The organism is Aquimarina sp. Aq78 (assembly GCF_900299525.1).
Classification (GTDB): Bacteria; Bacteroidota; Bacteroidia; order Flavobacteriales; family Flavobacteriaceae; genus Aquimarina.
Genome location: NZ_OMKA01000033.1, coordinates 1 through 21071, shown reverse-complemented (window position 1 = coordinate 21071; position 21071 = coordinate 1). Strand labels below are relative to the sequence as shown.

General features: G+C 34.3%; 4 protein-coding genes. All 4 read right to left on the bottom strand.

Features of this window, described 5'->3' with window-relative positions:
- Window positions 1–304: 304 nt before the first annotated feature.
- Window positions 305–874: a hypothetical protein gene (locus tag DG435_RS25015; protein ID WP_159025598.1), complete on the bottom strand. Its 570-nt coding sequence runs from the start codon at window positions 872–874 to the stop codon at window positions 305–307.
- A 476-nt stretch (window positions 875–1350) separates the two neighbouring features.
- Window positions 1351–12165 carry an RHS repeat-associated core domain-containing protein gene (locus DG435_RS25005; protein ID WP_108840684.1) on the bottom strand — a complete coding sequence of 3605 codons (10815 nt, stop codon included), beginning with the start codon at window positions 12163–12165 and terminating at the stop codon, window positions 1351–1353.
- A 15-nt stretch (window positions 12166–12180) separates the two neighbouring features.
- Window positions 12181–12900 (bottom strand): hypothetical protein, encoded by a 720-nt coding sequence (locus DG435_RS25000; RefSeq protein WP_106792838.1) that lies wholly within the window; start codon window positions 12898–12900, stop codon window positions 12181–12183.
- The coding region (locus DG435_RS24995; RefSeq protein WP_108840683.1) for a leucine-rich repeat domain-containing protein at window positions 12900–21071 on the bottom strand (8172 nt) is incomplete at its 5' end. The genes DG435_RS25000 and DG435_RS24995, both read right to left, overlap by 1 nt.

Sequence of the window (21071 nt, the reverse complement as noted above, 5' to 3'; positions counted from 1 at the left end):
ATATAAAAAATCCTATTATTGGTTTACAATAATAGGATTAAAATATAGATGTAAATCTATTTTAGGATTAAGTATAAATATGTAAACTTTTTTTAGGACGAGACACCTTTACCAGCACCCGTCACAGACGAGCGCTAGCGGGGGCATACTTGTGCCATCAGGGGGCTTTTATATTTATTTTATTTACCCTTACCAATCTGGTACGGTACCCGACAGAGTCGAGCACTAGCGATCACTCATTCGGGCGCCAGCAGGGGCAAACTGGCACTAGCAATCAAGGCATACTCGCGCCATCAAGGGTAGCTTATTTATTATTTGAAGAGCGAGAAACAGGACCAGATTCCATAGGATGATTAACAATCTCACCGCGTATGTCTGCTATTCCAATAATATTATTTTTTCTTATAACTTTAAAAGTAATTAAATCTACTTTATTTTTTTTGTTAAATAAATATAATTTAGCTGTATATAAATCAATACCCCCTATCTGAATAATTTTATTCATTTGAAAATCTTCCCATCTAACAACATGAAATTCTTCTTTTTTACTTTGAATTAACTCCAGTTTTTTAGGTAATGAAGAAATCGCGTCTTTAAATTCTAAAAAATCACTTTTAATTTTTTCATCTTTAATATTCTCTATATTACTTATTGAGAAAATTGGAATTCTCAAAATACTCTCATCTTTTTTAAAAGATTTTAAAAAAAGTTTTACAAACTTCTGTTCAATCTCATCCACATCTTGAAACCCCAATAACCTGTACTCGTCTAAAACATTAGGGTTTCCTTTAAAACAACTTAGAAAGAATAAAAAAAACAAGAAAATGAATTTAAAATTTGATTTTTTTCTCAATTGGAATATTACTTTTTTCATTTAATAATTTTATAAAACTTTCTACTTGACTAACACCTGTTTTAGGTTTAAAAACATTCTTTAATTTAGGAATAACACTTATATCTTCTATCAATTCAAACCAAACATATCTATCAAAAATTGACCTTCCAGATATTTTTTAAACAAAAAACAAACTAATCTTTTGATCAAATACATAAAAATTTTCAATTTTATTAAAACCATATACTTTGTTAGAAAAGTAAATCTTTTCATTATCATATGAGACTCTTTTTAAGCCTAAATAAAGTATTCCTTGTATAATTGATAGCAAAAATAATGCCTGAGTTAAAAATGAACTGTCTATTTTATTTTTTATAACAAAAAACACTCCTGGTAATAACCACGACAATACATATTTCTTTAAAAAAACACCTTTTGATATGTCATTTATTTTATTCAACTACATTCTTTTATCTAAATTAAACTTATTCTTATTACTAGAATTATTTTAATCATTACCCTCCGTTACCTTCCTTCTTTTCAATCACTTTCAAAAGACCATCAATCCCAGCTTCAATCTGCGGTTCTAACGCTTTATATAAACCTTCCCAATCTTCATTCTCTATATAACTTTTGAAACCTGAGATATCTAATTCAAATCCTGCATCAAGATTCGGAATTCCCCATCCTCCTAATGTTTTTTTATTAAAAATTCTTCTTAATATTATATTGCGAATACTACCAATTTTTTTAGGATTAAGTTTATTTGAAATTCCAAGATTGATATCTAGACCTTGATTACCTATTTTACCATAAATAAATCTATAATTACCAGATATGCCATAATCAAATTCTAAGCTTTCTTCTACTGCGGATGCTTTAAATTCCATCCCAGCGTAAACTCCTGTTGAAACTCCTGATAAATTAAAAGTTAACAAATATTTAGAAACTCTAATTCTACTATTTCCCGAGGTACCTGTATATCCTGTCTGTATTTTTAGACCTAAAAACCCTCCTGTGTTTGGAAGCTCTTTCTCAATAGTTACAAGAGCATTAGTTCTTTCAGGTTTAATCCAGTTATAGATTTTCCTGTCAACATTATAGGCTTTTTCCATAAGTGTCCCCTCATGCCCTTCAAAAAGTAATTTTTCGCTATTACGCCAGCTTTCAATATTAGGATATTTGCTTATTATCGTCCCTATATCATTGTTTCGAAAAACATCCCAAATCTCATCTTTTGAAGCATTTGGATCATACCATGAATCATTATACTTATAACTATTTTCAAAAAAGACGGCTTTTACTTCCTCCGATGTCATTCCTGTTATAACTGCATTACCTCCTGCACCAACAGTTTTATTCGGTAAATTAAATATTACAGTTTCTAATCCTTCTAATTCAATTCCATCAATAACTCTATTTTCACTAAAAGCATAAGGAGAATTCCAAGGAAACATTTTACCTAAAGGATCTTCAGCAAAGAATCGTCCAACTCTTGGATCGTGCATACGATATTTGTAGTTTACACTATTCCCTTCCCCTTTGATTTCATTATCCATTTCCTGTCCCTGGAAACCATATCTATAGTCACCACTGTTTCCATGTCTATTAGGTAACAACATCCCAAAAGGATAGTAATCACTAAATGTAAGAACGTCTGGTGTAAAGGTAGTTAAATTTCCTGTTGTAACTGCATTCTTACGGTCGCTTACTACACTCATTACATTACCTAAATGGTTACTTAACTCATATCGCTTGTCTCCTACAGTATTGGTATATGTCTCTGGAGTTGCCATTTCGGTTTCTGGGACCTTAATGTTTTTTTGTTCTAATCCTAATCGACTACTACCATAGATATGATGTTCTGTTAACGATATTCCTTCTGGATAGGTATCTACTATTGTTCCATCTGGTATAATATCTTCTATACGTGCACTATAATCTGCTCCTGGAGTAATCTCGGTATTAGGTGCTAATGTTATGGATTTTCCTGCTACATGAGTTACCTGTGCTCCGGTGGTAATATTTACAGGAGCAACAACATCTCCTACTACTAATGTCGATTGTGCCTTATCTTCTCTAATACCACTTATCGTTATCCCTTTTATGACCTTGTCTACTAGTTCTGAACCTGAACCTCCGATTGTTCTTTTAACAAAATTACCTTCATAAACTCCCATTGTATTTCCTTGCACGTCTCGAACGTATAAGGTTCTTTTATTTTCTGGAAGTATTGTTTTAGAAACACGATTTCCTAAACCATCATAAGCAAAGTTTATGATCGTACCATTACTTTTGGTGATCTGTTTTACTTTGCCATCTACACGCCACTCGATATTGGTAATTCCTTCTTTTTTATCAACTACTAGCTGTCCTATGGCATCATACTCATAGTTATTAGCATTCTGATCTTCGAGGTCATTAAACTGGCTACCTGCAATGGCATCATCTACATGCCCTAACTGGTTAGAGCGTTTTTGTAATCCTGTATCGGAATCAGTAACCGTTTTATAAGTATAAGTAAGGTCATCCATATTCACTACCGTACCCTGGCTGTTTACTGTAGATCGCTGTAAGGTTTTTAAGTTACCATTATTGTCATAACTATAACTGGTACTATAGGTAGGGCTAGCTGTGGTACCCACCACATTATTACCTTGCATCGCTTTGATACGGTTAAGCTGGTCATACTCATAATGATTGATCTGTGATGCGAGCATAGACTCATTATTATCAATCAGGCTAGTCACCATCTGCTTGATATTACCATTATACAGGTTTTTACTGCTTTGTAATCCTGATGTATTGCTATAAGCAAATGAGGTCGCATTGGTAGTACCTACAGATTTATAATCACCGGTATAGTAACTTAACGAATACCCCATAGCATCTTTGGCTACGGTAGCACCATTGGCTCCATCACCTCCCATATCGGTATCCGGGCTTAGGTTTTCTGAGTTTACTCCTTTTAGCCATCCTTGTAAGGTGTATGCATAATCCATCCCCTGTACTTTCTTATCTCCAAGTACTGTTCTGGCCAGTGGACCGTGTGCAAAGTATTGATAACTGGCATCCTGTTCCCAGATCATCCCTTGATCAGAAGTCTGTACATTAACAATACGATTATCTGCATCGTACTGATACTTATGGATAAACTGATCTATCTTTCCTTTTTGATAGGTTACTGTATTCACATTACCACTGATCAGGTCATAGGCATACTGGGTACGTTTCATACCCGAGGTAGGATCGTCCAGTGTAAGTGCCATCTGTTTATTATGCTGCACCAGTTCTTTTACATTACCGTGGATATCATAGGTATAGAAAATCGCATGGTTATATTGCCGTTCGATTGTAGCAGTGCCAAAGGTATCATAGTAATAAATTGCAGATACTCGATTACGTGTCGTGCTTGCATAGTTATCTGCATCCAGCACCGTCTCAAAAATCTCTGTTGCTGCAATTTGTAAATCATTATATCGTGTACGGGTTACTTCTACTCGATTTGCAGCTATATTAACCGGATAGTTATCTTCTATCCGTGCAGGAACTTCGTTACCCGCACTAGTATATACCAATTTACCCGTAGTATCGTTAATACTGATCGCAGTATCAGGTATTAATTCTCCTGCTTCGGTGATTCTACCCAACTCATCATAGGTAGTATAGCTAAATCTATTATTAATACGTTGTTTTGCATTCTGAGAAGCTATAATCCTACCCAGTTTATCATAAGCAAAGCGCGTAATCCCACCATCTGGTGTTTTTTGCCATACCAGCTGGTTAAGAGAATTGTAACGATATTGCGTTAGCAACTCATGATTTGGCAACAGACCTACACTCTCTGTGGCTATGTTATTTGCCCGATGTTGGTTGATTTGTTCATTAAGTGTTACACCAGATGTATTTGTTGCCAATAATTCTGCCTTGGTAAAACGGTCAACACCTTCTGGAGGAACTGTTTGTAACAGGTTACCTGATTGGTCATAATAATATAAGGTATATTGATATTCTTTATCAAAATACTTCATATCAAAGGTCTCTACAGCATCATCGATTGCTTTTTTGATATACCCTTTAACAAATTCTTCTCGTTTGATCGTGATAAAACTCTCGTAAGCATCTCTGGTATATGCTACGCGTACACTTTTTACAAATTGCTCGCAATCTGTATCGTCTGGTACATCTATAATAACATCACTAAAATCTGTCGGGAATGCTCTTGGTACACAAATATCTTCGTTCCCCGGTTGATTAAGGTAGTCTGTAGTAAAGGCCGCCCAGGTTTTTGTATCGGCATATGCAACATAAGAATCAATAATAGCTGGCTTACCTTTGTACGCTTGTCGCATACCGGGATATCCAAAATTAAATTCTGTAGCTCCAAAACGAGCCATAGATATATAATGAAGATTTAAGGTCGAGGTAATTCCAAATTTGGTGAGGTAATAATTATAATCATCAACCAGGTATTGTAAAGAGTTTTTGCAAAAATCTTCTTCTGATACTACATCTCCTTCTTCTTTATCTGCGATACGATTCATTACCGTTGTATATGCTGTATATTTTTCTGTACAACTTACAGGAGGTACCACCGGTGGGATACAAACGGTAGGACCACAAGGTATGGTTTCGTCTGCGATAACGGCTGCGGATCTTGCAGAGGATTGATTTGATTCATTTAGTAGAGGACCAGAGAAAATATTTGCCAATTCTAATGGAGTTGTATCCTGACGAATTGATGGTGATCTTAAAGATTTTTGACTTAAAGCTGTTGTCTGAGGATCTGGTTGAACATTTTTTGATAATAAATCACATAAAGAATATCCTAATGTAAGTCCGGGTTGTGAATGATAAAAATAAAAAGGACCAATATTTTTTCCCCTAATGGTTTCGCCTGAATTATTAACAAAATCAATAGTGCTGTAGAAACCAGGATTTGATGTTCTTCTATTATCTGGAATCTCACTTCTTAATATCTTAATGTCTAAAATAGTATTTACATCAGTAAAATCTTCTTCCAAATGAAAATTTAGAGAATTACTATATGACAAATTATTAGGGCTACCATTAGTTATATAATGATAAATATTGAAATGATCATAGCCAATTGATTCTCCATTATCTATGTTACTTAAAAGATTTTTTATAACTTGAATATAGTACCTATCAAATTTATTTGGATAAGACTTCCCAATTGCTTCCAGTTCTGGTCCTATGGATTGATCAATCCTTGAATTAAGGTTAAAATTATTATAAAAAATATCATCTAAAAAAGTATTAGATATTGGTCTATTTTCTCTTTTAGATGCATAATACTCATTTAAAAGATTTTTTAATAACTCCTCGAATTGTTCTTCTTCAATACTATTTGGATCACAAGAAGTTACATCTTCATTATCTATAGAATCTTGATTACCTTGTAAAGGATTACCAATATATTTCTCCATCATTCCGCATCTTATATCAATTACCCCGTTAGGTCTTTGTACTATATTAGTAGTCTCCGTTTTAAATCCTGTATATACTTCTGGAAAACTTGAACTACCTATTGTAATATCAAATTTGAATACAGGATAGAAGCGGGTTGAACTTTCAAGATATTCAATACTATTAATAGTTGACAAATTGGTGATTTCTATAGAAGTATCGGAAAAATTAAGTTGAAAAGTAAAGTAAAAAATATCCGAATATGAAATATTAAGTTCCATTGAATTAGGAGCAGAAGAAGCAAACTTATATGCTCTAAAAAATACATGATCCAAATTAGAAAAATCAACTCCAGTGCAATCACTTCTAGAAGAAGCACATAACGATAAACTTTGATTTGTTAAAAATTCCTGTAGAAATGTAGTATATGCTGAAAACCCTTTTAACGAAATGCGTTCTCCCAATTTTGTGCTAGTTGCTCCATCTACAATTAATGCATTCATTAAAACTTTTAATTCTTCTCCGACACGGTTTGCTAATTGAACATCTACAAAATCACATATGGGATCTACAGGAGGTTCTTCAAAGAATTTGCAAAAATCTCTATTATATACTTCTAATTCTAAACCTGGAGTTCTATATCTAATAGAAAGACTTACATCTCTGGTTTGTACAATACCTAACTCATTTTTATAGGTTATTCGAACTAAAGCCACTGGAGTAGAAGGCTCTAATCCACCACCGCCTATCTCCTTAAACTCACGAATATCGAACGATACTATTTCTGTAATTGCTGAAGATGTAGCATCAAATGTTGAAAAATCAACTGCAATAATAGCTGCTTTAGCAAACACATCTTCGCTACCAGAGAATCTAATTTCAAATTTTCCTGCACTAGAAGACGTGTGTTTGATCTGAGTAATCGAAATATCAAAAGTTTCATTTGCATTTGTCGATGAAGCTACATCTGCTTTAAAACGATCCTTAAGTTTTGCTGCTGTTTTAAATTCATTGATGATAGCAGAGCTATAAGTAGTAAAAGAAGTATTCTCTGCTACATTGGTTATTCCATCATTTAGAACTTGTAACATATAATTCTCAAACAACTTCTCTGTATCGGTTTGATTAGGACAAGCAACTACTTCTGTAAGATCATCGCCTACCAAATCATTAATATCTCCACAACATAACAGATTAATCAATCTACATTTACCAGTTGCGACATCACAAGATTCATAGAGTTTGGCGGTTATCACTTTAGGAAAATGATCGGCTTCGCGATAGGTGATATTTAATTGCTGTTCCTTAATCTCTCCCGTATCTGTATAGGTATAGTTTACATTGGCTCCTGTTATGATTTTTATTGTTGCTGCATCTAATGCATTCTCCAGTACCATCGTAAATTTGGTTACTCCAGCTACTTCTATACTATAGGTTCCTACGGGACCTGCTTTCCAAACAGCAGTGCCTCCACCAAAAAATGTATCGAGATACATTCCTGCATAGGATTCTAAACCATTTAGAGATACACTGGCATTATTGATGGTATTGTTCTTTTCGAGTTCATATAACAGGTTACGTAATGCAGTTTCAAAACGTGTGGTATTATTACATCCAGAGATATCTGTACCACTACCATCCCCTATATATTCTCCTATCCCATCGGCATCGGTGATACTACAATTAGAAATTCGAGCCTGGGTAGTACCTGTCAAAATAATCTCCTGTGTAGTGGCAGTAGCACCGGTACCTATACGTACTTCGGCTACCAGGCTATATTTAAATACTTTGGCAGTGTCATCATAACTAGGGTAGATTTGTTTGATATTGGTAATCATCCAATTGGATGCTCCATAATTTCCCCATGTCTTCCCAAAAACCGATGCTGCCGGTAAGCTTACTTCAATCGGAATATCACCAACATCCAGGTTATTTTGGTTAAATCGAATCTGCAGTGTTCTATCCCCATTAGTCTTCGCATTTTTTACGGTAATAGCTACATCTGTAGGGTGTTCTCCTCCTAAATCAGTAAATAATGCCGGGCTTAGATATGCACCCGAATAGGCATTGCTAGTACTGATTCCTGAGCTATATTCTTTAAAGTAATACGTAAGGTACATCTCTAAATCCCTGGCCTTAGGACAAACACCGGTTGCTACATAATACTCATAATTAGTAAACCCAGCCATATCATCATAAATGTCTCTGGGATTATCCCCTGAGTTATATAGATTATCTGATGGCTTGAAGCGTTTCTCTTTTTTCTCATATTGTGCTACATGTACATCTTTACACAATCCATTAGCAGTACCCGTAATTAGCCCCTCTACTTTGTTGTTTACAGCAGTACTATAATTGGATAGTACCGTAAGTAAGGTAGTAGGTGGTGCTTGCGTATCTATACAGCCGTTATAACATCCTTTGTTTATAGCATAAATATTTCCAAATAAGCTTTGGATCGTTTGCTTAGCAGTGGCATAATTAGCTTTATACGTATTCCAGAACTGATCTTTTTTAGCAACATCGGTAAATGTGTCTACTTTAGCCACTATAGCTCCTGCTGTAGGATTGGTTCCTAATCCCAAATCACAACTCGAGATACTGTTACATACCAGAGTTGCCAAAGTAAACTCCATTACGTTCTTATCACTGCCATTATAATTCTGAGTAAGAGATTCTCTAATAATATCCTTTCGTGCTCCTTGTGAGGTTGTGTTTTCTACCCTTGGGATAACACTCGAAAAATAAGGATCTCTACTTGACAAAGTTTCTAAAGTTCCTAGTAAACCTGCTGTTTTTGCATCTGCAAATGTTTTAACAGATAGCAGATACATATCAAATCCATCAGAATTCATTTTAGCTCCACTAACCGTTGCTGTGACTTCGCAAACGGCATTTGCATATTCGAGATAGCAGTATTCGGGATGATATACAATCAATGATTCTGCCCATTGTTCCTGCCAGATATCATCACTTAGAAAATCTGATACATTGGCGAGGTATTGCGGCTCTACATACACAAATTCTGGATCGCCATCTTTTTCAATGATTACTGCTCCTTCTTGTAATGTTGGAGCATAGCTTATCTCTTCTTGCACCTCTCCTGCATCATTAGTGGTAATAGTAATCGTTTGTTTTATTTTCGCATAACTTATGGTACCTTCTTCATTATAATAGTGTCCATTTGTATATACCCCACTACCACTAGGAGGAGAATCATTTTTGGCATGGCGAGGATTACGCCAGCTATTAAAGGCTCCTGAAGAAGTTTTGGCACTATACAACTCATTTGCATCATTAAAAATGTTGAGTTTAGCATTATTTGCAGAAGTGGATGATCCTGCATTATTTGAATTTTGGTTATTATATATATTTGCTGTATATGCTCCATACTGTCCCAATGGCTTCATATCATTAAGCAATGCTGATGCTGCTATACCACAACTAATTGAATTGGCTACGATATCCTCTGTTGTATCGGTAGGGTCAATGGTACCATCTGCACATGGTGCATTACAAGCTCTTACCAAAGCATCCCATTGGATACCAAATACTTCTCCTAACCGTATCTTCTCATTTGCTAATTCTGTAGCAGACAGATAATCCAATTTTGAATAGTCATAATCGGCAACCTGGGTAGTTATGTAAGAAGCTCTTCCTCCATAATCTGCAACTAGGGCATCCTCACATTCTTTGCAAGTCACAAAACAGCCTTCAAAACTTAATACTGGTAAATTCGTTACCTCCTCGGGGCTGATATAACATGCATCATTTTTATCCTGAAGTTTTTTGACATATGCATCTGCATATTCTTCTAAAGCTTCTCTACTCACTACCAAACTTTTGGTAATACTGTAACTTCCTCTCTTTACTGGTGATACAAATTCTGGCAACACAAACGTTCCTGGTGTTCCCTTACTTAAATCAATTTTTTGCTTTTTTTGTCCTGAAATAAGAGAATTGGCATCTATATCCAATACATCAATAACCAGGTCATATACCAAAGGATATTGTACATTGTTTGTTGTAGTACAGGCATATTCAAAAAATGGATCATTAGTAACTGTATAGTTAAACGTTCTGTTTTCTTCAAAAGCAGAAACCTTGGTACCTGCATATTCAAGAGCGTCTCCTAATGCACCATAAGCCTGAGTAGCCGTTTTGATATTATTATCTGTATTAGTGTCTTTGGCATCTCTGGATAACTTGCCTAACAGATCAACGTTTAGCTCTTTATGTAATACCCCACTGGCATCTACTTCATCTGGGGTTCCAATCAGGTTCGTCGGAGTATATCCTGATAATGCAGTAGCAATAGTTCTACCTTGTGGATCAATATAACTTATACTGGCTTGCCCATTTGGGTCGATCACCATATTCTTTTTATAATGGGCTTTATGACCAACACTATATCCAAACAAGCGATTTAATTCTTTCTGTTCCGGAGTACCATAATAATATTCCATTTCCTGACCACTACCCAATTGATGAGTAACTCCTACACCACTCTTTCTTCGGATACGTCCTGTGTTATCAGGCATATATTCAATCTGAGAGAATGGATGTCCCTCTGCATCAGGTACTCGATCTCTAAAATCACCATTAGTATCATTGGTTGTTGAATAATATTTACTTGCTCCATTTGCAGTAGCCATTGCTTTTTCTGCAGTCGACTGATCCAAAATATTTTGACTGTTCAGGTCAAAATCTTTATAATCATATGGTGTCCCCGGTTGTAAGGTGCTCTGATTAAAATCTCTGACGTACCCTATTTGTTTTTGTGTTGTAGGAACTGGTAATACTTCTACTGCAGGACGACCTTGTGCGTCATAAATCACTTCGCCTATAATAGTATTATCGTCTGAATTGATCTTTGTAACGGTCTGACGATTACGTAAAGTACCATCAAAGTAGCTTACAACTTCTTTTTTCTTGCCTTCTTCTGCATAACTTGCCTGAAACTGCCAGTTTTTATCATTTTCATGATCTTCTGTTACTTGATAGACACCTGGCCAACTTGCAACAGTTGTTTTCTCATTGGCTCCACTACTCCATCTCCCATATTTATATTTGGATACATTCTCTTGATAACGACCTACAGCTCTTACTCTATAAATAATATACCCTTTGCTATAAATTAACGGGATATTATACTCGTTATTTATGGTTTGAATACGTGTACTATTTTGTTCAAAATCTCTGGTGGTTAACCTAATAAGGTCAGAAGTAAGTGCTGTTTCAAAAGTATCCCCATAACTATCTACCCATGTCCACTCTAATTGATAATTATCTACTCCTTCAATCACAGACCATTTTACTGACAATTCATTTCTTACGTTATCACGTACTACTTGAAGAAGAGGTGTTGTATCTGAAAGTTGTTTATAGTTTTCTATATCTAACTGTGCTGCTAATAGTATATTTTCGGGAATATACCCATTGATATCCGGAGCCAGACCTGCTCCCAAATTTTCATAGGTACCTTGTTGCACAGCTATCCGAGCCCCATACCTATCTTTTATGACGTGTTTTCTTACATCAACTCCACTATTTCCTGCTCCAGGAATCACATTATGCTCAACAGATAATTCTACCTGATATGTATTTGCATCATCAAAATTTCCGTTAGCCAATCTAGGAGTTACATTCAGTTGTATTGCATATCGAAACCAACCATACGGAGCTTGATCCGAATTTACATTCAAAATTATACTGGTCGCCGCAGAAACTGTAGTAGCATTAGTTAATGATCCAAGGTCTGGACTAAACACTAGTGCAGTATTCGAAGTAATTGCACTACTAATTTCTGATGGATTATATTCTGATCTATCTTGGCTATACCCTAAAGTTATAACAAAGAATAAAATAAAAAACTTAAGATATGTGTTCGTATTCTTCATAAATACATTTTCTTTTTAGTGTGCCTGATTGGTTAAGTGATACCCTTTATATTGTTCTGCTAATGTGATATTCTGTTTTGATAAAACATTGATGTAATCCTTGAGAACAGGTGCGGCAGAACTCTCTAATTCTCTATGTTTTAAATGAACTACTAAACGCCCATAATCCATTTTTTTGGTATTACCTTCTACGAATGGTATTAATGTAGAAAAGAACAATTCCTGTTTTTCTATCAAATACTTCTCTTTATTAATATATAGTATTACTTTACCGTATTGATTCTGAATATCGGGTTTGGTGGATACCATCTCACAGACCAAAACTCCATTCTTTTCTGTAACTTTTACTTCGTCATAAAAATCTAGAAAACTGCTAATATCTAATAGCTGGTTTTTTGGAGAAGATCCTTTAGAATCTACATAAATTGCTGTTTTCGCAGTATGATCAATATTTAATTGCCCCTCAGGAAATTGAAGGATTTCTGAGTTTAAGACCATCATTTGAGAAAAATCATTGTTCTTAACCATTTTTCCCTGGTAAGATTCTGTAATCGTATTCCCTGTTAATCCTCTATGCATATTATAGGTCACATCAATCTGATATTGCTTTTTATCATTGTATGATTGTGCTACCTTTTTAAAGAGATTTTTTACGTTTGTATTTTGTGCATTACTTTGCTGTATACTTCCTATACAACATAGTAAAATAGCGATATATTTATATGTTTTTTTCATTATTTCTGCCCATTAAGTTTAGAGTTTCCTGAACGTGTTTCCTGAATGGTAAAGACACCTCTTTCTGTCTCTTTTTTGACACGTATCAAACCGCCTTCCTGATCATATTCATAAAAGGTCGCATAATTGTTTTCATCTAATTCTGATTTCAATCTTTGGGTAATAGGATCATATACAAAAGTTTTCATATTACCTTTAAAAGGATGTATTCTCACATCATCAAAATATACGTTTAGCTGTTCTACCCCATCACCCTGAATATTGCTTTCTAAATGAATCTGCATATTTGTAGCATCTATAGGGATTGTGAAATCAGCTGAAACTCTTTGCCAACCATCTACTATCTCTCCTTTTGGTTTAAATTCGATATCTGTTCTATTTTGAGGAATAATATCAACTCCATCTTTATTTCGGTATCGTAATCGCAATAATGAATTTACATACTCCATTGCCTGATAATTTGGATCTACAGTGTACGTATATGTGGTAATACTAGAAAACGCTCCTGATGTTCTATCACTAGTATTTACTATATTATTTCTGTTAAACGATAATGATCCTCCATCAATCTTAAAAGAAGAAGTCATACAAAATTTAGTACCACATACAGAAGTTCCAGTAAAGTTTAAAGCCAGGGTAGGGTTATTTAGAAGTGGATAAGGATAACTATGTCCTTTCACATTTGGTGTTCTATATTTAAATTGAGGTGTATATTTTTTACCCGGAACCAATGAAAATTCAAATCCTACCGTTCTCTCTGGGCCGACACCATTCTGTCTTTCTTTTACATATTTAAAATCATATATGGTTAAATTTTTATCTACGACATTTTTAATGAAAGGAACTAGTACATCAAATTCGCGAGTATCAGGTTTTGGAACATATACTTCTGGGATATGTCTATCTGCTATTACCGGAGCTAAAATTATATCCTTTACAATATGATTTAATAGACCTGTAAATACATTGCTTACTTCACTAAAGTTTCTGGTTACCGGGTTAATTGCTAATAATCCATCTTCTCGTACCCAGGCACTTATTACATAACGTTCTCCTGGTTGTGGACGAAATCGTTCACATCCGATCAATGAAGGTGGTAACTCTTCTTTAATACTTACTATTACTTCTTCTCTAAATGTACTTGTACAGCAACCTACATCTCCTGGTGTACAGTTTATATCCGTTTGAGCTGCGTAATAGGTTCTTCCATCTACAAGTCTTTCAGTGGGATTATATGCCGTTCCTCCAAAAGCTGCATCATACCATAGGATATTATTTCCTGTAGCCACCAAATCTGAAATATGTACAGGGTCACTTGTATAAAAGATTTGATTTCTATTGGCAACAACCGGTGCCGGAACATCAAAAATAGAAACGGTAATCCTTTTTCTTGTACTTTCATTGTTTAATGCATCTCGCTGAACTGCATAGTATATTCCTTTATCAACCAAACCTTCTGTAGAAGCATATGTTTCTGTTCCGGTAGCTGTTTTGTACCAAATCAATGTATGGCCACTTAAAATGGTATATCTAGCTCCAAGATCAGCTATAGTCGGCCCCGTTGATTTACAGAAATATTGCCATCCATCTCCTTCTGGTTCAAATACTTTTACAGCAACAACAACTTCAAATCTACAGCCAACAGTACCTTGCTGTGCAAAATATGATTTTCCATCCTCTAATACAGTATTAATATCCAGAGGCATTCCTCCTGTAGATGTACTATACCAGTTGATATTTGTTCCTGTGATTATAAGATCTTTTATTTTTGAATTTGATAGTATCGAAAATGCCTGATAATCTTCTTCTTCAATTCCTGGAGCACCTTCATTTAGGTTTACTTTTACTCCTACTCTGGGGTCACTTGCATTTCCTTCTGCCCAATATACTATAGCTTCTAATTCAGTAGATCCAATTAAAGCTGTTCCTCCTGTTTGGGTTTCATACCAAGTGACTGTTGGCGTATTAGAAATCGGAGATACTAAATCACTTACTGTTGGTATTTTCTCTGAGCTACAAAAGGATTGGGTCGAATCCCAATTAGGCACAAGTACAGAAAGAGTGATAGAATTACGTACCAAAGTTAATCCCGTAACAACACTATTCGTAGCTGTAAAATGGTATACTCCTGCATCAGCAGTAGTTGCATTGGTTATAATTAAATCTTTATTGGTTGCTCCTGGTATCGCAATATTATTTTTATACCATTGATAACTATTATTGGTACTGGTAAGTGCGTTACTGGTAAAGGTTATTGATTTATCAATATAAATAGTGTGATTTTCTACCAGATCTACTTTTGCCTGAGGAACATATAAAAAGCTAATAAGATTTGCTACGTAAGTATTAAATTCTGGTTCTACATTCCAAAAAACAAATCTGTTCGAATCAATCATCAGATGTTTTAAGCTAGTTAACTGGCTTAATGCTGTAGGTACTCTTCCCGAAAGCTGATTATCACTAAGGTACAATTGCTGTAAATTGGTCAATTGTCCAAATTGAACTGGGATTGGCCCTGATAATTGGTTTCTTGCTAATTCTAGATATTTAAGACTTGATACATTTCCTAAAGCAGAAGGTATACTTCCTGAAAGTTGATTATCATTTGCTTTAAAATCTTGTAGTTTTCTTAGATTTCCTAGTTCTGTAGGAATATTATTGGTTAATTCATTAGTACTCAACCATAAAAACTGAAGGTTGCTTAGTGCTCCAAACTCCACCGGTATACTTCCGGTAAGTTGATTATGGTTTAAATAGAGATGCTTTAAATTACTTAATTGTCCTAATTGAACAGGAATACTTTCTGTAAGTTGGTTTCTAAATAAACTAAGCTCTTCTAATTTAGTAAGATTTCCTAATGATGCAGGAATACTTCCTGATAATTGATTATCACTTAAACTAAGATACCTCAAGTTTAACAAGTTACTTAGCTCAACAGGAATTGTTCCTGTTAATAAATTACGATACAAACTAAGTCTCTCTAAACTAGTGAGATTACCTAATTCTACAGGTATATCGCCTGTAAGTTGATTTCCCATTGCTTCCAAGGTTTTTAACCCTTTCAATTTTCCTAAAGCAGATGGGATTTCTCCTGTTAAATGATTCCAGGAAAGGTATACGTGTTCTAAACTTAATACTTTCCCTAAAGCAGATGGGATATCACCCGATAGTTTATTATCATTTAGTCGTAATGTAGTAAGATTAGTCAACTGAGAAATCGAAGTAGGAACTTCTCCGGTTACATTATTTTTTGGCAATGACAAAGTTGTTACTTTTCCATCTACAACTGTAACTCCATACCAATCACAAACTGGAACTGTATCAGATAACCAATTTGTGTTGTTGGTCCATCCTACTCCATTTGTAGTATTATAAAAATCTATAAGCCCTTGCTTTTCTACTGCTGATACTCCGCAAGAATCAGCTGGAGCTATTGATATTGTAATCGAATTACGTTCTATTGTTAGTCCTGTTACGATACTATTGGTTGCTGCAAAATGATAAACTCCCGCATCGCTTTCGCTAATAGCATTAAATACTAATTCTTTATTGGTAGCTCCCGGAATAGCTACACCATCTTTATACCATTGATAGCTATTATTGGTACTGGTAAGTATATTAGATGTTAAAGTTACTTGTAAACCAGCAACTATAGTTTTAGACTCAGTTTCATCAACTTTAGCTTGTGGGTTATGAATAAAACCTACTCCTAGTTTAGCTTGTAGAGCAGTAAACGTAGGTTCTATTTCTGAGAATATAAATTTATTATCAAAAATAGAAAAGTTTCTAAATCCGACAAACTGATCAAGTCCGGCAGGAATAGTACCAGAAAATAGATTATTATCTATTTTAAATACTTCCAGCTTAATTAATTGGGTAAATGTATCAGGAATGTTGCCTGATAATTGATTATTAGATATTGTTATTGATTTTAAATTACTTAACCCTCCTAACTCTTCTGGAATACTACCTATAAGTTGATTTGAGTTTAACTGAAGGTCTTCTAGTTTTGTTATCTGCCCTAATGATTTTGGTATACCTCCTATAAGACTATTGTTTGATAACAATAAGTGCTCTAAATTTGATAATTGACCAATATTTTCAGGAATTTCTCCTTCTAACTGATTGTTACTTAAATTCAATATCTGTAACCTGGTTAAGGTTAGTAATTCCAAAGGAATCATCCCTGTAAGCTGATTATCTGAAAGTTGAACATCTTGCAGACTAACCAATTGAAACAAAGAAGAAGGAATATTACCTGCCAGGGTATTGTTTACTAACCTTAATGAGGTTACCTTTCCATTAATCACTCTTACACCGTACCAATCACACACTTTAGAATTAGGATCATTGATTAACCAAGGCTTATTATTTGACAAAGTATTAGCCCAATTAGCTCCATTAGTAGTATTATAGATATCGATTAAAGCCTGACGTTCTGCTGCTGATATTTCACAAGAAACAGTACCTACTTCTAATTTTATTTGATGACGTGTTAATGTCAATCCTGTAACTACACTATTTGTTGATGTAAAATGATAAACTCCAGCATCTGCATCACTAGCAGAAGCTATTACAAAATTCTTATCTGTTGCTCCGGTAATTGCCACATTGTCTTTATACCATTGATACGTATTATTTGTACTGGTCAAAGCAATACTGGTTAAGGTAATGGGTTCTCCTACTGCTGCAGATATTATTTCTTCCTGATCTACTTTTGCTTGTGGGCTATAGATAAAACCAGCTCCTAGTTTCGTTTGTAAAACTATAAATGCAGGCTCTATTTCTGAGAACACAAATTGATTATCGAATACTACAAATTTTGTAAACCTAACCAGTTGATCAAATCCTACAGGAATATTACCGGTAAGTTGATTATTGCTTATTTCTAACTCTTCTAAATTGGTTAATTGAGTATACTCAGCAGGAATATTTCCAGTAAATTGATTATTATTTAGCTGAAGCTTTTTTAATTGTGTCAGCTGCCCTAATTCTTTTGGTAGATTCCCTATAAAATTATTATCAGACAATATGATCTGCTCTAAGTTTGTTAACTGTATAATTTTAATAGGAATTCCTCCTTCTAATTGATTACTTGACAGATCAAGTTGTTTTAAATTAGTCAACTCTATTAAAGAAGTTGATAAATTTCCTGCCAAATTGTTATTCCCCAATTTTAGTTCTGTCACCTTTCCGTTTACTACAGTTACTCCGTACCAATTACATACTGGAGTATCTGTTAACCAATTCGTTTTTGTGGTCCAACTTGTTCCTCCGGTTTGTGTATAGAAGTCTACAAGCGCTTGCTTTTCTCGAGCAGATACTGAGCACACATCAGACGTAACTTTTAATGTAATAGGGTTACGTTCTAAAGTCAAGTCATGTACAATAGAGTTGGTCGCTTCAAAATGATATACTCCTGCATCACTTTGTTTTGCTGTTGTTATTTTAAATGTACTATTGGTAGCTCCCGATATTGCAACACCATTCTTAAACCATTGATAGCTATTATTACTACTGGTAAGTGCCTTTGTTCCTAATATAATTTCATCACCTAGTACAACTGGTTGTTCTTCTTCCAAATCGACTTTTCCTTGAGGAAAATATTTGAATCCTGATCCTAATCTCAAATTATATGCATTGAACTCAGATTCAAGATCAGAAAACACAAATTGATTATCGTTAAGATATAATAGTTGGAGTTTAGGTAATGTAACTAAAGTAGAAGGTATTTTTCCTGAAAGTTGATTATCATGTATCCATAAAGATTCCAGGTTTGACAATTTACTTATAGCATCAGGAAGCTCACCTGTAAGTTCATTACTGTGTACATCTAATGTTTTCAAATTTGATAATTGACCAAGTGTAACAGGAATAGCTCCTGAAAGTTGATTATTATAGATGTATAAAGATTGTAATTTTGATAGATTCCCCAACTCTTCAGGAATACTACCTGTAAGATTATTGTTATATAGATTTAAATCTACCAAATTAAGTAATTCTCCAAAAGTCACTGGAATACTTCCGGAAAGTTGGTTATTATCTAAATGCAGTGATTTTAGATTTAACAACTGTCCTAATTCTACTGGAATCTCTCCTGTAAGAGCATTGCTATAAAGGTTTAAATCGGTAAGGTTAGATAAAATTCCTAATGCTAAGGGAATTTCTCCTGATAGTTTATTTCCCTGAAGGTGTAAATATCTAAGGTTACTAAGTTTTGATAAAGAGACAGGGATAGTTCCTGTTAATTTATTGTGCCCTAAATACAGAGATCTCAACTTGCTTAATAATTGTAATTCTGTAGGAATCTCCTCATACAAGTCATTTTGATTTAGAGATAAAAACTCCAGATTTAATAATTGTCCTATCTCTACAGGAATTGTTCCTGTAAGTTGATTTGTTTCCAGATTTAGCTTGATCAGGTTTGTTAATCCTTTTATTCCCACTGGAATATCACCAACCAAATTATTACTTACCAACTCTATCGTAGTAACTTTACCATCTACTACAGTAACACCATACCAATCACAAACCGGAACTGTAGCAGATAACCAATTTGTATTTGTATTCCAACTGGCTCCATTTGTACTATTGTATAAATCAACTAGTGCTTGTTTTTCTGCTGCAGAAACTCCACAACCATCTACCGGGCTTATTGACAAGGTTATTGGATTACGAGTTAATGTTAAGTTTGTAATTACACTATTCGTTGCTGTAAAATGATACACTCCTGCATCTGCATCTGTAGCATTAGAGATGACCAAATCTTTGTTCGTTGCTCCTGTAATAGTAACTCCATCTTTATACCATTGATAACTGTTATTTGTACTGGTTAATACTGTACTGGTTAAGGTTATATTTCCGTTTTTAATAACCGATAAGGTTTGTGTTTGATCTACTTTGGCTTGAGGAGAATAATTAAATATATTCACTTTTGCGTTTAAGTCATTAAAATCGGCTTCAACATCCGAAAAAATAAACTTATTCGTATTAAATCTAAAAGTTGTTAAACCTGATAAATTTTTCAAGGAAGATGGGATTTTACCACTCAAATTATAGTTTTCTGCTATATTAATCCTAAAGAGACTGGCAGAAAGTTGTCCTAGTTCTGGTGGTATCGAACCTGATAATCGGTTTCGCAATAAATTCAAATCCCTTAAACTTGATAAGTTTCCTAATTCTGGAGGAATACTCCCGGTTAACTTATTACTATAGAGCATCAGATCAAGTAAATCTGGTAGATTACCTAGTTCTGCTGGTATGTTTCCTGTTAATTGATTAGAGTTTAAATACAAATATCTTAACTTAGATAAAGTTCCAATATTTGTCGGAATGTTTCCTGATAAGTTATTAAAATTCAAATATAATGATGATATATTTGGCATATTACCAATGCTTGCAGGTATACTTCCATTTAAGTTATTATTAGTAAGTGATAAACCTCTTACTTCATCATTAGCAACAGTAACTCCATACCAATCACACACTTTAGAAGTAGGATCATTAATCAACCAAGGTTTATTATTTGCTGTTGTATTGGTCCAATTTGCTCCATTTGTACTATTGTATAAATCAATTAATGCCTGCCGTTCTGCAGCAGAAACTCCACATGCTTCAGCTGGGCTTATCGATAAAGTTATTGAATTACGAGTTAATGTTAAGTCTGTTATTACAGTATTACTCGCTGTAAAATGATATACTCCAGCATCTGCATCTGTAGCATTAGAGATAACCAAATCTTTATTGGTTGCTCCTGTAATTGCTGCTCCATCTTTATACCATTGATAGCTATTGTTTGTACTGGTTAATGCTGTACTGGTTAAAGTGATATTTCCATTTTTAATAACGGATAACGTTTGTGTTTGATCTACTTTACCTTGTGTGAGGTAAGTAAATGTAGTTAAGTTGCTTTTATAGGTAGTGAAATTTGCTTCAAAATCACTAAAAACAAAGCTATTACTTTCAAAACTTAATGAATTTAGAATATCCGAAGATGCCAAACTCGATAGTCCAGAGGGAATACTTCCTGAAAACTTATTTATACCTAATCCTAAGTTTGTTAAACTAGGTAACTGACCAATAGAAGCTGGAATTACTCCTGTAAGTAAATTTCTAGTAAAACTTAAAACTTCTATCTTCGTTAAGTTACCTAATTCTAATGGAATCTCACC